This window comes from Buttiauxella massiliensis, from assembly GCF_902500225.1.
Lineage (GTDB): Bacteria > Pseudomonadota > Gammaproteobacteria > Enterobacterales > Enterobacteriaceae > Buttiauxella > Buttiauxella massiliensis.
In genome coordinates, this window is sequence record NZ_LR722665.1 from 41,834 (window position 1) to 59,645 (window position 17,812).

The window sequence follows — 17,812 nt, forward strand, 5'->3', positions numbered from 1 at the left end:
GCGATATCCTATCATAACCCTGGGACATATTCCGAACGCTCTGCTATACTCCGCCGCGTTTTCCCGTTCTTTAACATCCAGAGAGAGACCGATGCATCCGATGCTCACCATCGCCGTGCGCGCAGCGCGCAAGGCGGGCAATTTAATTGTCAAGAACTACGAAACCCCTGACGCTGTAGAAGCGAGTCAAAAAGGGAGTAACGATTTTGTGACTAACGTAGATAGAGACGCCGAGCGTCTGATTATCGAAATTATCCGCAAATCCTACCCGCAACACACCATTATCGCTGAAGAATCAGGCGAACTGGCGGGTACCGAGCAGGATGTGCAATGGGTTATCGATCCTCTGGATGGCACTTCAAACTTCATCAAACGTTTGCCACACTTCTCTGTATCTATCGCTGTCCGTGTTAAGGGCCGCACCGAAGTTGCTGTTGTTTATGACCCAATGCGTAATGAGCTGTTCACAGCTGTTCGTGGTCAAGGCGCACAGCTGAACGGTTACCGTCTGCGCGGCAGCAATGCACGCGACCTCGATGGCACCATTCTGGCAACTGGCTTCCCGTTCAAACTGAAGCAACACGCTACTCCTTATATGAACATCATGACCAAACTGTTCACGCAGTGTGCTGACTTCCGTCGCACCGGTTCTGCTGCGCTGGATCTGGCATACGTTGCGGCTGGCCGTGTTGATGGTTTCTTCGAGATTGGCCTGAAGCCTTGGGATTTCGCAGCAGGTGAACTGATTGCTCGCGAATCTGGTAGCCTGGTATGTGATTTCACCGGCGGCCACAACTACCTGACCAGCGGCAACATCGTTGCAGGTAACCCACGTGTTGTTAAAGCGATGCTGGCAACAATGCGTGATGAACTGAGCGAAGCGCTGAAGCGTTAATCTCGGAAAATGCCTTCCCGTCGGGAAGGCATTCAATTAAAACGGTCGAATCCCACGCATTACCGGTTGAGCACTCAGCCACATCACCACTGCTGCTAATACTAAAATTCCACCACCTGCAAATGCCAGTGTCGCCCAGGCGACTTGCCGCCATAAAACGGGTGCTTTATTCCCGCTAATGCGTACCGCAAGCTGACGGAAACCGTGGACTAAAAAAGCCAGGCCAGAAATGGTAATAGATGTACCTGCAGCCATCGCAAGCGTCGACAACACTCCCCAGCTATACACACCAATCACTTTGCTAAACAGCAGCACCATAATTGCCCCAGAGCATGGGCGCATACCCATGGATAAAACAATCATCATTCGGGCACGCCAGTCTTCTCCTGTTGCAAGCTGTTCCTGCGTGGGTAAATGCTGATGGCCACAGCCACATTTTTCATCATGTACATGATGAGGCGTGAATGAAGTGAAACGCTTCGGTTTTCGCAGCACACGTTGCAATTTACCCAGGGCTCGACCGCACAACATCACACCTAAAACACCCACCAGCAAATAGCTTCCCTTCTCGAGCCAAAAACTGCTCATGTGCAATTGGCGCGAAGGTAGAGCCAAAATTCCCAGCACTACCGTTACCAACCCAATCGCCACCACTCCTTGCAATAAAGATGCTGCAAACGTCAATTTAAGGCTGCTTTTCAAGCGCGAAGGATGTGTCGCAAGCCAGGTCGTAATAACTATTTTCCCATGGCCTGGCCCCAATGCGTGAAGCACACCGTAAACAAAACTAAATGACAGCAATGACCAACCCGCCCGGGTAGGGTTCTCGGCAACCTCACGCAGGAGGGTGCTCATTTGTTGGTTAATCGATTTCTGCCACATCGCACTTTCGATGAGGATTTGCGGCCAGTAATGCCACAAGCTGTAAAGTGCTCCTGCACAAACCAGCAGGAAAAATGCCAGCGGCCACAGGTGGAGCCAACGGCGTGAATGGGGTTTAGCTGAAGGCATTACTGACATTGCAATATCACCTGTTGAGCAAACTGTTTACCCAGTTCCATATCTTCGGGAGGGGCATCGGCTTTATCCAGCGATTGTGCGAAGGCCAGCGTATCTTCGTTCGGCTGCGGGGTTTTCACTGAAATTTTGCAAAGTGAGGCTAATGTTTTCGGCAATTTGGCATCACTGGAGTTGTCGTAACTCATATCGACAAAATAGGTCGGGTCGAACGTCGCAAACTGATACGTCTGCCCCTTCAATGGCTGCGGATGTGCAAGCGGTAAAACAAAGGTCAACACCGCCTGGTGCCCTACCCGTGCAAGACCATATTCCGGTGGCAGGTTATTAAAGGTCACTTTTTTACCTTTATGCCAGAATTCGGTGAAGTAATGCTGGCCTAAAACATTGGCCATGACTTCGGCTGCCAACTTCTTCCACACCGGTGAGTCCGGTTTGGCATTACCTGCGTCATACAGTAGATCTGCTGAAGTGATTTCATCCATCGTCCACTGCATTTTAAGACCAGTAAGCTGGTCATTTTCGGTCATCACCGTCGTCACAAGGGTGATAAAACTATGTGGATGTGCCAAAGCCACTGGGCTAAAAAGCACGCTATTTAAGGCGAAAAACGCAATTCTGTTACACATTTTCCTGCTCATTATTCTCTCAAGCTTAAAATTCTGTGAGCCAGTCAGAATTACGTAATTAAAAAGCTCAAATGTGACTCTCTACGACAAAAGGTTTAGCTACTCTTAGCATTAATTACTTTGACTCGGTTATGCGGATGATGACACTACTCTCCCCACCACCATCTGTACTCTCCAGTCCGCAGCGCCGTTGCCACCTGCTTTTGTTGCTATACATACCGGGCCAAACCGTCACTCCTGAGATCCTCGCAAGACTCAACGGGGTCGATGACACCAAAGCCCTGCAAGATATAGCCGACACGGGTGATGAAATCCAGCGCTATCACCGGCTGAGGCTTATCACGCAACAGGATGGTAGCTATCGGATTGAGGGCACGCCTTTAGACCGCCGTCTGTGCTTATTGCATTGGCTACGCCGTGCATTGCGTTTGTGCCCACACTTTGTGCAGCAGCATTTTACCCCGGCGCTCAAAATACAGCTTAAACAGCAAGGAATTCTGACCGCGTTATATGACGAGAAGAACCTCCAGGCGCTGATCGGGCTTTGCGCACGACGCTTGCAAAGGCAATTTGATAGCCGTGATGTGCAATTTTTAACGCTGTTTTTGCAGTACTGCTTGCACCAGCACCATGCTGGGATCACGCCAGAATTCACCGAGCAGCAACGCGCGTGGACACAAATTCGCCCGGAGTTTGTGGCAGCACTTGAGATTGCCCGCCATTGGAAGCGTCGCGTGCTGCAATCAGCCAACGAAAACGAGCAATTATTCCTGGCGCTATTATTCCAGTTACTACGTACTCCCGACCCGATTCGTGACAATCATGAGCAAGATTTACGCTTACGCTCGGCCATTTTCGGAATGACTGCGCGCTTTCGCGAGCTGGCGGGTATGTCCTTTAGCGATGAACAAGGCCTGAGCGACCAGCTCTACATCCATCTTGCTCAGGCATTGGATCGTTGCCAGTTCGGTATTGGGATTGATAACAGCCTACCGGAAGAAATAACTCGTCTTTACCCACGCCTGATGCGCACCACACGTGAAGCGTTCAATGATTTTGAAAACCATTTTGAAATGCGTTTTTCAGATGAAGAGGTGGGACTGGTGGCGGTGATCTTCGGAGCGTGGTTAATGCAGGAAAATGATCTGCATGAAAAGCAGGTTTTGCTGCTCACTGGCAACAACATTGAACTTGAACAAAGTATTGAACAGCAGCTGCGTGAGCTAACGTTACTGCCGCTCAATATTAAACATCTGACGATTCACAGTTACCAAAAAGAGGGAGCGCCGAAAGAAGTGGTGTTGGTGATTACACCCTACTTTACCACTTTACCACTTTACTCACCGCCACTGATTCACGTAACGCTGCCGCTGGGTGAACACCAGCAGCAGCAGATCCGTAAGATTATTGAGTGTTAACGCAATATGAGATGGGACGTGGCCGAATGAACAATGCAGGAACGGCCACCAACGCCATAATCCAGAACACCCCACCCTGCATATGCTGGTAAAGGTAGCCGGAGAACATCGTCATAATGGCAATACCACCACCCATTGCTACCGCTGAATAGACGGCCTGCAAACGGATGACTTCGTTACCCTCGCGAGCCGAGATATAACGCATCGCCGCCAGGTGGCAAACAGTGAAGCTGCCGCAGTGAAGGATTTGCGCAGCAATCAGCCACGGCAAATCGGTCGTATACGCCATCAGGCTCCAGCGCAGTATTCCAGTCACACCAGAAAGCAGCAGCAAGTCACGCGCACTCCAGTTACGGAACAGCTTGTTGCTCAGAGCAAAAATCACAATTTCCGCAACAACACCCAGCGACCACAGATACCCAACAACCGACGCGGAATAGCCCGCTCCTTGCCAGTAAATCGCACTGAATCCGTAGTAAGCCGCGTGTGCGCCTTGAAGTAATGTCACGCAGGCCAGGAATCGCCATGAACCGAGCACCAGGTTCTTCCACGCAGGCCAACCCGCACCTTCTTTATGGCGAGTTTCACCTTGCGGCATTACGGATGGGCGCAGCATCATGCCGATTAACATCGACGCGACACCAATACTCAGCAGCACCAGAATTGCCTGGTAGCTATACATGCTCACCAGCTTACCCGTCATGGCGGAGCCAATCACAAACGCCAGCGATCCCCACAGGCGCACACGACCATAATCCATGGTGATTTGACGCTGCCAGGTTCCGGCCAACGCATCGGTAAGCGGCACCAGCGGTGAGAAGAACAGGTTAAAACCGACCATCACAATCAAAAGCCAGGTGGCGGTTTGTCCGAACCAGAAAGCAACGGCAAATAGCAAAGTGAGTAAGGCGAGTAAACGCAAAGCAAAGACAAGTCGGGAAGGGTCGGTAACACGAGGGGCAAGAAGCAAACTACCAAGGAAACGGGCGATTAATCCAGCCCCTAACAATAGCCCTATGGTTTCAGGGGGCAGACCAACTCCGGCAAGCCAGACACTCCAGAATGGCAGGAAAATCCCGTAGCTAAAGAAGTAGGTAAAATAACTGAGCGCCAGCCAGCGCGTTGAATGCAAAACCATGATCCCTCCCGTTTTGGAGGCGCTAGTGTGTCCGAGCGCTGGCGTGCTTGCAAGCATTCATTAACAGACTAATAACACCTGATAATTAAATGGCCTTATTGATTTACCAGGGTGGATAAGCGACAGCGTCATCCAGCAGAATTGTCGGATGACACTGACGTTTATTCGACCTACAAAACCATCATTTCCATTGCTAGCCGTGTCGTTTCTCCCTGCCCCAAACACACCAGTCCCGGCTGCCCGGCCATATTATGGGCATTCACCGGGTGGCTTTGTGGCTCAAGGCAAATAAATGGTTCATCTGCCATACGGAATACCATCAAGTACGGCGTGGAACATTTTAGTTGCACAAGCAGGTCACCAGATTCAATCAACGCCAAACCGTTCCAACCGGAATAGCCAACATTCAGCCAGTGGTTGTCCGGAATTTTCGCCGTGATGAAATTGGTTTGTGCCGTCAGTTGGTCACTCCACTCAAGAGGTAAGTGACTCTCTCCTTCAGGCCAGAAGCCCGTTGCTCCAAACTGCACGTGTGTCGCAGGTGTGAGATGGAAAAAGGGATGAAAACCCAGCCCATAAACCATCGGCTTACTTCCCCGGTGAGTGAGTTGAAGCTCCGCGATAAAACATTTACCTTCCAGCCGGTAAACCAGCCGCGCGTGATAATCAAACCCGCACTCATGCTGACTATCCAGCGTTAAAACAATCTGCTGACTATCCTCGGTTTCGACCTGCCAGCTTTTCAGCCAGCCATCCCCATGGAGAAAAAATTGTTCATCGACCGGACTTTTCGGCAGTGTGACCATTTCTCCGTGTAGCCGAAAGCAATTCCCGGCGACTCGGTTTGCCAGCGGCAGCATCGGGAATAATGCTTTTTCAGCTGTATAAAGAATCGGTTGCTGGTGCTTTAGCGAGTCCAGGCTGAGGATTGCCGCCCCTTGCGGGGCGACGGTTAAACGTAGATAGTCACTTTCAAGTAACAAGCTTTGCATACCTTAATACACCTTTATTCAGCAAAAACACCGCGCTGCGTTGCCAGTTGCAGCAAGTGCGCTTTGTCGTGTGCCGGGTTTTGTGACAGTAAAGCTGTCAGCGCGGCTTCGAACTCAGTGACTTCGCCTAATCCCAGATGCCCAAGAGCAGTGACAAACAGGCAGTGCTGTTTATGCAAGGCCTGGCGATCGGCATCCAGCGCCACTAAGTCCGGCAGTGAAACGGCAAAGAAATCAGGTTCAGACAGGTCGTTAAAGTGCGCATCAGCCCAGGTAATAAAGTTGCGGAATTGCAGCTCGGCCTGCTCTTTTTCTCCGATACGAGCCAGCGCCATAGCCTGATAGAACAGGTAATCCACCGGTTGGTCGTTGTAATAACGTCCGACTTCGAGGGTAGAGCCGCCTTCCAGTGCACGTTGGTAATAATGTTGGGCGCGTTCCGGCTGTTGATTTTGCTGCGCACACCAGCCAAGCAGATACCAGATGTCGTTATCGCTCTGGCCGACTAAGCGCCCTTCGCCGAGGTTTTCCGGGTAACTCAGCGCCTGCTGGAGTAACTCTTCTGCTTTTCCAAACTGCTGTTCAGCGATACACGCCAGCGCCCGGCGTTGCAGGTTGATGAGATATTGTCCGGTGACTTTGCCCTCGCCGCCTTCCCACGGGTGGAATTTACGCTGGGCTAAAACCTGCGCGGCGGCGTCAGTTTCACCGTGAATGTTCCACAGGCTGAGTAATTCCGCGGTTAAGTCATCACGCTTAAGCACTACATCGCGGCGTGGGGCAAGATTTGCCAGGCGCTGCTCCGTCGCACGACCGGTGAGTTTTTGCAGATAATCGAGTTCAAACAGGAAGCGGGCGTTGTCCGGCTCCAGTTCGACTGCGCGTTGGAGATATTGCTCAGCCAGTTTAGCATCATACTGTTTGTTCCAGGCGTGGATACCGAGAACTCGCTGCACCGCAGCAAATTCCGGAAGTTGCTGTGCGGCGAATTGCCAGCAAGCCACCGCTTCGTGATAGCGGCGTTTGCTGTACCAGAAACAGCCGAGCAGATATTGCGCGAAGCCATCGTGCGGCAGACGCTGCAGCATCTGTACTTCTTCAAGCGTGTTCGGGAAGCGCACTTTGCGGGCAAAGTTTTCCTGCGCCAACTGTACAAACGCATGTTGCTGGGCGTGGTCAGTTTCTAGCGAAGCACGCCATAACAGCGGCATTGCTTCCTGGGAATCGAGCACTTTGAGCAGGTATTTCGCCGCCGCATCTTTGCCCATACTCACCAGCCAGCCCGCTAACACACTGGCATTCACGCCGCGTTTGCCTGTGACACGCAATAGTTCGGCGCGATCCGTTTCACTTTGTGTGATAACCCAGCGAGCGTAATGCAGCACGTAACTCAGCGGATATTCTTCGAGCTGCTGCGCAATCCAGGCCAGTGCCTGCGGTTGCGGCAATACCAGCGCTTTCAGCCCCATCGCCAGGTTGTTGCTGGCGTTAAATTTCAGGCTTTGGTTTACAAACGCCAATGCCTGAGCAGTCTCGCCCTTACGCAGCCCCAGGCGAGCAAGGGCATAAAACGCCGCGTCACGGCAGTTACCGCTCCAGCTTGCTTTAAAGTAATCGTCGAACGCACCGTCGAACTCGCCCTGCTTCTCTTTGGCGGCACCGCGCAACATGCTGGCGTCACCGTTTTGTGGGTTTTTGTTCAGACGATGCGCCCGTTTCAGCGCGACATCTGCGTGTTTTTCGGCAAACGTCCAGTTGCCACGGTTAAGCTCAAGCTGCCCAAGCGCCACGTTGCAGCGGTAATCTTCTGCATCCAGCGCCAGCGCACGCTGGTAGTAATCAAACGCCGAACGGCTGGCGTGCAGATATTGCTCAAGATGCTGGCCGATAAAATACAGCTCGTCGCAGTTGGTGATGTCCTGTGGTTTCGCCGGAACACTAGCGGGCTGTGGCAGCGGCAAATCTTCAGGAACATGCTCGCAATAACTGAGAATGAGATTGCCCTGTGCATCACGTAGATTGAGCGTCAGTCGTTGCGGCCAGGTGTCGTTGACCGTTTCTTGCCACGCCTGCGCCGGTTGCAGTGAAAGCGTGGTTTTCCACAGCGTTGTCCCTGCGGATTCAATTTCCAGCGACACGCCTGCAAGCGGTGCTATGGCGTACACGCCGAGGTACAGTTCGCCGTTGTGACGTTCGAGTTTTATCGCCGCCTGAGTGTTGGCGTTTTGCAGCGTGCCAAGCTGGCTGTAAGGCAGGAAGTTTTGGACGAAGACTTTCTCTTCGTAAGGCGCAATCCAGGTGAAGTCCGGCTGGTTGTCGGTAAACACACCAGTCATTAATTCGATATACGGGCCATTTTCATCGGTCAGATTGCGATCCCACGCTTGGCCGAAATCGCAATTGCCCCACGTCCACTGTTTCTTGCCCGGTGAAACATGGTGGTCGGCAATGTGCAGCAAACCGCCCTGCTCGCCGTGATGGTAAGCGCCGACAAAATCGTAATTTGATTTATCTGCCATGTAAGACGTTGGCACCGGGATGTTTTTGTAGCGCGAGATATCGACGCCAGCGGAGTAATCAACTTTGTAGTAAGTCCCGTGAGCGATCGGGAAGGCAGAAACATCGCGTTTGCCGTGGTCGAATACCGCCGTGACATCGGGCGGGAATACACTTTGGTGTTCATCACCGCCTTTCACCGCCGGGTTTGCCCACCACAGGAAATGGCGCGGCGTAGCGTTGCCGTTGAACACTTTGCCAGTGATTTCAATCAGCGCTTTTTCCGGGTAGAGCGTAAAGCCAGTCATCACCTGCAAGCCGCGCATCGGCTCGACTTCACCGAGCCAGACGGTTTGCGCGCCGTTTTCATGTTTCTGGAAAGTCACGTCGACGGGCATGAAGGTGGTTGGGCGATGATGCTGCGGCCAGTTAAATTCGATGCCGCCAGAAATCCACGGCCCGACCAAACCCACCAACGCCGGTTTCACTACTTCGTTGTAGTAAACGAAATCGCGCTCCATCACTTTGTCATAAGCGCGGTGAATACGGCCGCCCAACTCCGGCAGCAGCATGACGCGGATAAAGTCGTTTTCAATCCACACGGCATTGTAGTCACGCATCTCGCGCTGGCCGGTGAGCGTGTCGATGACGCCGTAAGGATAAACCGCACCGGACGAACCCTGGTAAACGCGGTTTTCCAGAAACATAGGATTCGGGTCTTCCGCACCGGTAGTCCAAGTGGGTAAAGCAATAGTCTCTTGCCAGACGTTAACGGCTCCGAACATTTCATTTCTCCAGTAAACAAACAACAGTGAAATACGTTATGGTTGCAGTGTAGAGAACTCATTGCAGCTTAAAGTGCTTAATGCTCACGCAATAAAGTTAACGGGGTTTAGTGAAATGCAATCTTCAGGGCTGAATAATCAACGCGTACGGCAACTCAATCGCCAGACGGTAATGAAACTGGTATGGCAGCATAAGCTGCTTAGTAAATCGCAGTTTTCTCAGCACACAGGGCTCTCTATTCCGGCGGTGAGCAATATTCTTGAGGAGTTGGTTAATGATGGAAAGCTGAGCCACTCCAGTGAAAACCTCAGCAAACGTGGCATTAACAGCGGGAGCTACCAAATCCCGCCAGACGGAGATTTTATTCTCTGCATGAATGTCACCCCTACCAGCATTGAAAGCCAACTTTGCGATGCGCAACTTTCACCCAATGGTGAATTTGAACGTATGCAGGTGAATGCCTCCACACCCCAGGCATTGCTGGCCGCCATTGAAAATATCTGGCGCAATCAATGCAAAACCTGGCCGAAAAAGACAATTAATCTGGCATTGGGTATTCACGGGCAGGTCGATCCGGTGACCGGCGTGTCGCAAACCATGCCGCAAGCTCCGTGGCGTGAGCCAGTAGAAATCAAATATCTACTTGAAGAAAAACTGGGTGTATCGGTACGTCTGGATAACGATTGCGTGATGTTGGCGCTGGCAGAGAAATGGCAAAACCCAGCCAGTCGCCAGGATTTTTGCGTGATAAACGTGGATTACGGGATTGGTTCGTCATTTGTGATTAACGGGCAAATTTATCGCGGCAGTTTGTACGGCAGCGGGCAAATTGGCCACACCATTGTGAACCCAGATGGCATAGCTTGTGACTGCGGAAGGTATGGCTGCCTTGAAACTGTGGCCTCACTTTCGGCACTAAAAAAGCAGGCGCGTATATGGCTGAAATCACAACCCTATTCATCCAAACTTGACCCTGAAACATTAACATCAATGCAGTTAATTGCCGCCTGGCACGATGGCAACGAGCAGGTGCGGCGCTGGGTTGATAACTCAGCCAACGCCATCGGGCTTAGCTTGTATAATTTTCTAAACATCCTGAATATCAACCAGATTTGGTTTTATGGCAGGAGCTGTGGGTTTGGTGATGAATGGCTTGCAACCATCGACCGACAGATTGGATTTACTCCCTTTGATCACGGGGATGTATTAAAAAATAAGGCAACACAGATTAATTTCGGTCCCTTAAATCGCACTCAGCAGGTGATGGGGATTGGCTATTTGTATGTTGAGTCGATGCTTGAGAAAGAATGAAATATTTTTATCCAGGATAAGATCTGCGGCTCATGCCACATTCTTTACGTTCAATGTGATTAGTAATCTCAGTTAACTAAAATCTAACGTTTTGCGCAAAGTTATCCGCAATCTGGTTCTCTACACTTTTCATCACTCCCGAACTACAGGGTATTCTAAAAATGATAAGGATTCCCGATATGATACATAGTAAAAGAAACTACATAACATTAAGTATATTTGACTTTCTCTATCTGTTTACATGGTCAGCAGCCATGTCCTTTTTTGTCATATGGTTGAATCAAGCCTTAAATATTAACAGTACAAATACCGGTTTTCTTTATATGGGTATGAGTATTTGTGCTATGGTATTACAACCTTTTTTTGGCTACATCTCCGATAAATTTGGATTACGTAAAAATTTCGTTTATGCAATTCTTTTTATATTAATCCCAATCGGACCATTTTTTATCTATGTTTATGCCCCGTTGTTAGTTAGCCACTTCTGGATTGGATTGCTGATAGGTTCAATTTACCTGTCATTAGTTTTTAACGCAGGATATGGCGTTATTGATTCATACATTGATAAGGTTTCAAGGAAGTGCGGATTTGAATATGGTCGGGTGCGTATGTGGGGTTCTCTCGGATGGGCAGCGGCAACATTTATTGTTGGTCGCGCTATTACTCACACGCCTGATTTCGCATTTTGGTTTGCATCAGCATCCGCTATCCTTGCATTAATATTTTTCTGGTTAACTAAAGTAGATGTCTCTGATGTTGACATCAACACCTCCAGTTCTGTTTCCATTAAAGATGTCAGTAATCTAATCCAGAACAAACAATTTTGGTATCTGCTGGTGTTTGGTATTGGTGTCAGTTGCGTCTATGAGGTTTACGACCAACAATTTGGTAATTATTTTGTTTCATTCTTCGCATCTAAAGAAGAAGGAAATAAGTGGTTTGGTGATCTGGCATCTGTTCAGGTTGTTGGTGAAACAATCTTCCTTTGTTTAATGCCTTTTATCGTGAATAAGTTTGGTGCTAAAAACTGCTTAATTCTGGCTGGATTTATTATGTCATTCAGAATTATCGGTTCAGCAATGCCATGGGGTACAGTATGGATCGCCGCCATGAAAATGTTACATGCTATAGAGAAACCACTTATTGTGGTAACGATATTTAAATATATATCATTCAACTTTAATAGCAAAATGGCCTCAACAACCTATCTTTCCTATTTGTTTAGCATGTCATTAGCCACGGCCATTCTCTCCCCAATAATTGGCCACATGTATGAAGTTCTTGATTACAGGAAAACCTACATGATCTTAGGTGTTATAAGTTTAACATTTACAACATTTGCATTGCTGACATTAAAATCTGATAAAAATAGTTTGACTAAAGAAATTCAAAAAGAGGTTGTGTTATGAATCGAATAAATTTGATTAATGCAGATAAGAATATCTTTAACATCAATATGTCGACGCATATTGATAGCAATCAAGAGAAAAAGGTAAACTTCACTAATTATTTCATGACAATTGAAGATAAACCTTTTTATGGCATCAGCGGTGAGTTTCACTTCAGCAGATATGAGCACACTCAGTGGGAAGATGAAATCATCAAAATAAAGATGTGTGGTATCAATATCATCCCCACGTATATCATCTGGAATCATCACGAAGAAATGAAAGGAGTGTACAACTGGAATGACAATTTAAATATTAATAAATTCATTTCTCTTTGTGCAAAACATGATTTATATGTAATTATTAGAATTGGACCTTTTTGTCATGGAGAGATCCGCAATGGTGGTTTTCCTGATTGGCTATATGGAGAACCATGTCGAGTAAGAAGCAACGACCCTGACTATCTAAAACTAGTTGACCGCCTGTATGGTGAAATCGGTCAACAGGTAAAGGGATTTTTCATTAAAGATGGCGGACCCATTATTGGTGTACAGCTTGAAAATGAATTTGGTCACTCGAGCGCCCCATGGGAGATAACTACCGGTACCAGCAATGAATGGTGTACCACTGGTGAAGATGGCTATGAGCATATTGATGAATTAAAGAGAATTGCTCTCAAACATGATATAAACCCTGCATTCTATACTGGAACTGGCTGGGGGGGTTCATTTGCCAGACCTGACCAAGTATTGCCACTCTGGGGGGGATATGCATATTGGCCATGGATATTTTATGGTGATGTTAGCGAACATCCATTAACGCCTGAATTTATATATCGAGACTTTCATAATAATGAAATAGGTTCGACATATAACTTTGAGCCTCTTTATGAGCCGGAGCAAGTTCCTTATGCTTGCTGCGAAATGGCAGGTGGGATGACTGTTTTTTATAACTATCGATTCCAATTACCTTATAAAAGCATTGATGCAATGTCTAACATCAAGATTGCTGGCGGATGTAATTTACTTGGCTATTATGTTTTTCATGGTGGTTCAAACCCAACTGGGAAACTGACTCCTTACCTGAATGAAACAGTTACACCAAAAATATCATATGATTATCAAGCCGCGATAGGTGAATTTGGACAAGTACGTGAGTCGTACAAACGACTAAAGCGCCTGCATTATTTCCTTAACACGTACAGCGAAGAATTCTGTTCGATGAAAACATTTCTTCCAGAGAACTCTCAATCTATCAATCCCGATGATCTCGAAACCATTAGATTTGCTGTGAGAGCCAAAGAAGACCGTGGTTTCTTGTTCATCAATAACTTCCAGGATCACATTGAAAACATTAACAAGGACAATTTTGATATTAACATTGACCTTAGAGACGGTCAGCTTGCTTTAAAGGGTTTATCACTGAAAAAAGAAGAGAACTGTATCCTTCCATTTAACTTTAAAATGGGCTCGACAACACTTAGATACGCCACGTGTCAATTAATTACTCACATTTTTCAAAATGGGGTAAATAAATATTTATTTTTCACTCCTGATGGCATGCCAGGTGAGTATTATTTTAAACGAGAAAGTATCTTCACCGATGCAGTGACTAACAATATAAGTGATGATCTAATTGCAATATCTGGTTCAGTACCATTCAAATTCCATGATCTAGAAAACAATCAATTTGAAATTATCACACTGTCAGAAAATGAAAGTGAAAATTTGTGGGTATTTGATTTTGAAGGACAGAAACAAGTTATTATAACAAACGCTGTAGTTTTAGCAGAAAAAGATAAAGTCAGATTTGAATCTGACAGTAATGTTATTGATATTTGTACTTTAATTAATTTACCCTGTACGTCTATCATTCAAAAACTTGAGCAATCAGGCGATAAAAAAACCGTAGGTGAGAGGGTGTATTACAAACTATCTAAAGATGCAATAAACATTGGTATTGAGAAACAGTTTAGTAATAATGGAAAACATTGTCGTTTATCTATTGATAGCAATGCATTGCAACTAATTAAAGATGCTCGCCTTCATATTAAATACCTGGGTGACATTGGCTATTCATTTATTAATAATAAACTTATTCATGATAATTATCACAATGGTGATGACTGGGTTATTGGTCTTAAAAAGCATCTTTTACCATTATCAGAACATGAAATATTTTTGAAAATATCGCCTGTCCGCGAAGGTAAGCATGTTAAAACTGACTCTCCAATGGCAGCAAGAAGTGAAAGTGCAGTGAGTGAAATTGCTGAATTCGTCGAAATAAGGGTACAACCAGTTTACGAGTTCACTTTATAATATTATTAGTAAATAGCAGGTCCCCCCTAAATAAAGCGGTGGACCTGACTGATTATTATTTTGGGGTTGTTTTTTATCGAAATGCTAACCTGGCAGCTCGGAAGCAGTAACCTTCAACATAGCAAAGCCCACGAGTATGTGGGCTTTGAGCAATTAAGCAGGTAAATCTTGTGCACGAAAGATTATGCGTACACAGGTAAACGTGCGCAGATATCGAGAACTTTTTGCTTGGTGCGTTCGATAACAGCTTCGTCGTTGATGCTATCAAGCACATCACACATCCAGCCAGCCAGTTCACGAACGTCTGCTTCATTGAAGCCACGGCGAGTTACCGCTGGAGTACCGATACGGATACCAGAAGTCACAAACGGGCTCTTCGGATCGTTTGGCACGCTGTTTTTGTTCACGGTGATATTCGCGCGACCCAATGCAGCATCTGCTTCTTTACCGGTCAGGTTTTTATCAACCAGATCCAGCAGGAACAGGTGGTTGTCAGTACCGCCAGAAACCACTTTGTAACCGCGATCCAGGAACACAGAAACCATTGCTTTTGCATTCTTAGCAACTTGCTGCTGGTAAGTTTTGAACTCAGGTTCCATTGCTTCTTTCAGTGCAACAGCTTTACCCGCGATGACGTGCATCAGTGGGCCGCCCTGCGCGCCTGGGAACACAGCGGAGTTCAGTTTCTTATACAGCTCTTCGCTGCCGCCTTTCGCGAGGATTAAACCACCGCGTGGGCCTGCCAGAGTTTTGTGCGTAGTGGTTGTCACAACGTGCGCATGTGGAACCGGGTTCGGGTAAACGCCCGCGGCAATCAGGCCAGCAACGTGTGCCATGTCCACGAACAGTTTGGCATCAACCATGTCCGCGATTTCACGCATTTTTGCCCAATCAACCACGCCGGAATAAGCAGAGAAGCCACCGATGATCATTTTCGGCTTATGGGCTTTAGCTTGTTTTTCCAGGTCTGCGTAGTCGATATGACCGCTTTCATCGATACCATAAGGAACGATGTTGTACAGCTTACCGGAGAAGTTTACCGGGGAGCCGTGAGTCAGGTGGCCGCCGTGTGCCAGGTTCATACCCAGAACGGTGTCGCCTGGTTCCAGCAAAGTGGTGTATACCGCGAAGTTAGCCTGTGAACCGGAGTGCGGTTGCACGTTAGCGTAATCAGCGCCGAACAACTCTTTTGCACGGTCGATAGCCAGTTGTTCAACCACATCAACGTATTCGCAACCGCCGTAGTAGCGTTTGCCTGGGTAGCCTTCAGCGTATTTGTTGGTTAACTGAGAACCCTGAGCCTGCATCACGCGTGGGCTGGTGTAGTTTTCGGAGGCGATCAGTTCAATGTGCTCTTCCTGACGTACTTTTTCTTGCTCCATGGCCTGCCATAAATCGGCATCGTAATCGGCAATGTTCATTTCACGTTTTAACATTCGCATCTCCAGACTCAGCTAACAGTAAAAATTCGAACAGCTTTGAGGGCTCTCTCAAACAACGGGCAACAGTGTAAACCGAATTGGTATCAGGTGATAGGTCTTGACAGAGGTTTTTACGCAAACGATTGGCTCGGCATCCAGCAAGGGTTTGAAGCCAAAAGTGGCAAGCTATTTCTGCGGATATTAATTCATCATCAACATGCAGAAATTTCATGTTCTGTGAGCCGAATCGACTCAGTAAGTATCCATTTACAATGTAGTACTTTTATTTTGGCGGCGAGTTTTATAAGATGCATTTAAAATACATCATTTAAAAAACCTGCCCGAAAATGGAGAAATACCATGCTTGATGCACAAACCATCGCTACAGTGAAATCGACTATTCCCCTGCTTGCAGCAACCGGTCCAAAACTTACCGCGCACTTTTACGATCGCATGTTCAGCCATAATCCTGAGTTGAAAGAGATCTTCAATATGAGCAACCAGCGCAATGGCGATCAGCGTGAAGCGCTGTTCAATGCCATCTGTGCTTACGCGACTAACATTGAAAATCTGGCGGTGTTACTACCAGCGGTAGAAAAAATCGCGCAGAAACACACCAGTTTCCAGATTAAACCGGAGCAGTACGACATCGTCGGTGGTCACCTGTTAGCAACGCTGGATGAAATGTTTAGCCCGGGCCAGGAAGTATTGGATGCGTGGGGCAAAGCGTATGGCGTGCTGGCGGGCGTGTTTATCAATCGTGAAGCGGAAATCTACCAGGATAACGCGGCAAAAAATGGCGGCTGGGAAGGCACTCGCGCGTTCCGTATTGTGGCAAAAGAGCCACAAAGCGCACTTATCACCAGTTTTGAATTTGAACCGGTGGATGCTAAACCGGTCGCGGATTATCAACCAGGCCAATACCTTGGCGTATGGCTCAAACCTGAAGGCTTCCCGCATCAGGAGATTCGCCAATATTCCCTGACCCGCAAGCCAGATGGCAAAAGCTATCGCATTGCGGTGAAACGCGAAGATTTAGGCCAGGTTTCAAGCTGGTTACACAATCACGCGCAAGTGGGCGATGAAGTGCATCTGGCTGCGCCTGCTGGTGATTTCTTTATGGACGTGAACGCGCAAACACCGGTTACGTTGATTTCAGCAGGTGTTGGCCAAACGCCGATGCTGGCAATGCTCGATACGCTGGCGAAAAATGATCATAGCGCGCAGGTGAACTGGTTCCATGCAGCTGAACATGGTGACGTACATGCATTTGCGGATGAAGTGAATCACCTGGGTGAACAGTTGCCACGCTTTGAGCGCCACGTATGGTATCGCACACCATCCGAACGTTGCCGTGCGCAGGCAAAATTTGATAGCGAAGGGCTGATGGATTTAGTCGCACTTGAGAGCAAAATCAGCGCGCCAGATATGCAGTTTTATCTGTGCGGCCCGTTGAGTTTTATGCGTTTTGCTGCTGAGCAATTGGTGAAGTTGGGTGTTGAGCAAGACCAGATTCATTATGAATGTTTTGGTCCGCATAAAGTGATGTGATCAAAAAACACGGTGGATGTCGCTCGCGCTAATCCACCGTGGCGCTGCTTTTCGTAGGTCGGATTAGCGTAAGCGACATCCGACATACAATTATTAAATTGCTGCGTCGTCTTCTTCGCCAGTACGAATACGCACTACGCGCGCCACATCAAAGACAAAGATTTTACCATCGCCGATTTTACCGGTTTGCGCAGTACGGATAATGGTGTCCACGCAGGTATCAACGATGTCGTCTGTGACGACAATTTCAATTTTTACTTTTGGCAGGAAATCCACCATGTACTCCGCACCACGGTACAATTCGGTGTGCCCTTTCTGACGACCAAAACCTTTAACTTCAGTTACCGTCATGCCGGTGATGCCAACTTCTGCCAGCGCTTCGCGCACGTCATCCAGTTTGAACGGTTTAATAATCGCATCAATTTTTTTCATGGTATTTCCGGTTCCCGCAC

Annotated in this window: 13 protein-coding genes; 6 read left to right on the forward strand and 7 right to left on the reverse strand. The window is 47.8% G+C overall.

Translation table 11 applies throughout. The annotated features are described in order from the left end of the window. The first annotated feature begins 91 nt into the window (after positions 1-91). Complete coding sequence (suhB, locus tag GC128_RS20190) at positions 92-895, forward strand: inositol-1-monophosphatase (protein WP_151995806.1); 804 nt, start codon at positions 92-94, stop codon at positions 893-895. Positions 896-931: 36 nt separating this feature from the next. Here the strand turns inward: suhB and GC128_RS20195 are convergent, their stop codons facing one another. Both GC128_RS20195 and GC128_RS20200 read right to left on the reverse strand, forming a co-directional pair. Then, positions 932-1,915 (reverse strand): nickel/cobalt transporter, encoded by a 984-nt coding sequence (locus GC128_RS20195; RefSeq protein ID WP_151995807.1) that lies wholly within the window; start codon positions 1,913-1,915, stop codon positions 932-934. Continuing rightward, positions 1,906-2,541, reverse strand: a complete 636-nt coding sequence (locus tag GC128_RS20200) for a DUF1007 family protein (protein WP_226812219.1) — start codon at positions 2,539-2,541, stop codon at positions 1,906-1,908. Before GC128_RS20200 ends, GC128_RS20195 begins: the two co-directional genes overlap by 10 nt. Before the next feature lie 137 nt (positions 2,542-2,678). On the opposite strand from GC128_RS20200, the gene csiE reads away from it, so the two are divergent. Continuing rightward, entirely contained in the window at positions 2,679-3,959 is a 1,281-nt protein-coding gene (csiE, locus tag GC128_RS20205; RefSeq protein WP_151995809.1) for a stationary phase inducible protein CsiE, read from the forward strand. On the opposite strand, the gene GC128_RS20210 is transcribed toward csiE, so the two are convergent. The 3 genes from GC128_RS20210 to GC128_RS20220 all read right to left on the reverse strand — a co-directional run bounded on the left by GC128_RS20210 (position 3,946) and on the right by GC128_RS20220 (position 9,370). Further along, positions 3,946-5,097, reverse strand: coding sequence for a 3-phenylpropionate MFS transporter (locus GC128_RS20210; protein ID WP_151995810.1), 1,152 nt, complete (start codon positions 5,095-5,097; stop codon positions 3,946-3,948). The genes csiE and GC128_RS20210 overlap by 14 nt on opposite strands. Before the next feature lie 170 nt (positions 5,098-5,267). Beyond that, positions 5,268-6,089 carry an aldose 1-epimerase gene (locus tag GC128_RS20215; protein ID WP_151995811.1) on the reverse strand — a complete coding sequence of 274 codons (822 nt, stop codon included), beginning with the start codon at positions 6,087-6,089 and terminating at the stop codon, positions 5,268-5,270. Positions 6,090-6,103: 14 nt separating this feature from the next. Next, a complete protein-coding gene (locus GC128_RS20220) occupies positions 6,104-9,370 on the reverse strand; it encodes a DUF5107 domain-containing protein (protein WP_151995812.1) in 3,267 nt (1,088 codons plus the stop codon). Positions 9,371-9,485: 115 nt separating this feature from the next. Between GC128_RS20220 and GC128_RS20225 the strand changes: the two genes are divergently transcribed. The 3 genes from GC128_RS20225 to GC128_RS20235 all read left to right on the forward strand — a co-directional run bounded on the left by GC128_RS20225 (position 9,486) and on the right by GC128_RS20235 (position 14,388). Continuing rightward, on the forward strand, positions 9,486-10,682 hold the full coding sequence (locus tag GC128_RS20225) for an ROK family protein (protein ID WP_151995813.1): 1,197 nt from the start codon (positions 9,486-9,488) through the stop codon (positions 10,680-10,682). A 179-nt stretch (positions 10,683-10,861) separates the two neighbouring features. Beyond that, on the forward strand, positions 10,862-12,091 hold the full coding sequence (locus GC128_RS20230) for an oligosaccharide MFS transporter (protein ID WP_151995814.1): 1,230 nt from the start codon (positions 10,862-10,864) through the stop codon (positions 12,089-12,091). After that, positions 12,088-14,388, forward strand: a complete 2,301-nt coding sequence (locus GC128_RS20235; RefSeq protein ID WP_151995815.1) for a beta-galactosidase — start codon at positions 12,088-12,090, stop codon at positions 14,386-14,388. Before GC128_RS20230 ends, GC128_RS20235 begins: the two co-directional genes overlap by 4 nt. Positions 14,389-14,570: 182 nt before the next feature. Here the strand turns inward: GC128_RS20235 and glyA are convergent, their stop codons facing one another. After that, positions 14,571-15,824 (reverse strand): serine hydroxymethyltransferase, encoded by a 1,254-nt coding sequence (gene glyA / locus GC128_RS20240; protein ID WP_034459245.1) that lies wholly within the window; start codon positions 15,822-15,824, stop codon positions 14,571-14,573. A 345-nt stretch (positions 15,825-16,169) separates the two neighbouring features. On the opposite strand from glyA, the gene hmpA reads away from it, so the two are divergent. Then, the gene (gene hmpA / locus GC128_RS20245; protein ID WP_151995816.1) at positions 16,170-17,360 is read left to right on the forward strand and encodes an NO-inducible flavohemoprotein; all 1,191 of its coding nucleotides are present in this window, start codon (positions 16,170-16,172) and stop codon (positions 17,358-17,360) included. A gap of 93 nt (positions 17,361-17,453) precedes the next feature. On the opposite strand, the gene glnB is transcribed toward hmpA, so the two are convergent. Beyond that, positions 17,454-17,792 (reverse strand): nitrogen regulatory protein P-II, encoded by a 339-nt coding sequence (gene glnB / locus GC128_RS20250; RefSeq protein WP_002438074.1) that lies wholly within the window; start codon positions 17,790-17,792, stop codon positions 17,454-17,456. Positions 17,793-17,812 lie beyond the last annotated feature (20 nt).

What these genes read in the sequence shown, in the direction of transcription:
- suhB (WP_151995806.1), top strand. Translation starts at nt 92, where the DNA reads ATGCATCCGATGCTCACCATCGCCGTGCGCGCAGCGCGCAAGGCGGGC.
- GC128_RS20195 (WP_151995807.1), bottom strand. Translation starts at nt 1,915, where the DNA reads ATGTCAGTAATGCCTTCAGCTAAACCCCATTCACGCCGTTGGCTCCAC.
- GC128_RS20200 (WP_226812219.1), bottom strand. Translation starts at nt 2,541, where the DNA reads ATGTGTAACAGAATTGCGTTTTTCGCCTTAAATAGCGTGCTTTTTAGC.
- csiE (WP_151995809.1), top strand. Translation starts at nt 2,679, where the DNA reads ATGATGACACTACTCTCCCCACCACCATCTGTACTCTCCAGTCCGCAG.
- GC128_RS20210 (WP_151995810.1), bottom strand. Translation starts at nt 5,097, where the DNA reads ATGGTTTTGCATTCAACGCGCTGGCTGGCGCTCAGTTATTTTACCTAC.
- GC128_RS20215 (WP_151995811.1), bottom strand. Translation starts at nt 6,089, where the DNA reads ATGCAAAGCTTGTTACTTGAAAGTGACTATCTACGTTTAACCGTCGCC.
- GC128_RS20220 (WP_151995812.1), bottom strand. Translation starts at nt 9,370, where the DNA reads ATGTTCGGAGCCGTTAACGTCTGGCAAGAGACTATTGCTTTACCCACT.
- GC128_RS20225 (WP_151995813.1), top strand. Translation starts at nt 9,486, where the DNA reads ATGCAATCTTCAGGGCTGAATAATCAACGCGTACGGCAACTCAATCGC.
- GC128_RS20230 (WP_151995814.1), top strand. Translation starts at nt 10,862, where the DNA reads ATGATACATAGTAAAAGAAACTACATAACATTAAGTATATTTGACTTT.
- GC128_RS20235 (WP_151995815.1), top strand. Translation starts at nt 12,088, where the DNA reads ATGAATCGAATAAATTTGATTAATGCAGATAAGAATATCTTTAACATC.
- glyA (WP_034459245.1), bottom strand. Translation starts at nt 15,824, where the DNA reads ATGTTAAAACGTGAAATGAACATTGCCGATTACGATGCCGATTTATGG.
- hmpA (WP_151995816.1), top strand. Translation starts at nt 16,170, where the DNA reads ATGCTTGATGCACAAACCATCGCTACAGTGAAATCGACTATTCCCCTG.
- glnB (WP_002438074.1), bottom strand. Translation starts at nt 17,792, where the DNA reads ATGAAAAAAATTGATGCGATTATTAAACCGTTCAAACTGGATGACGTG.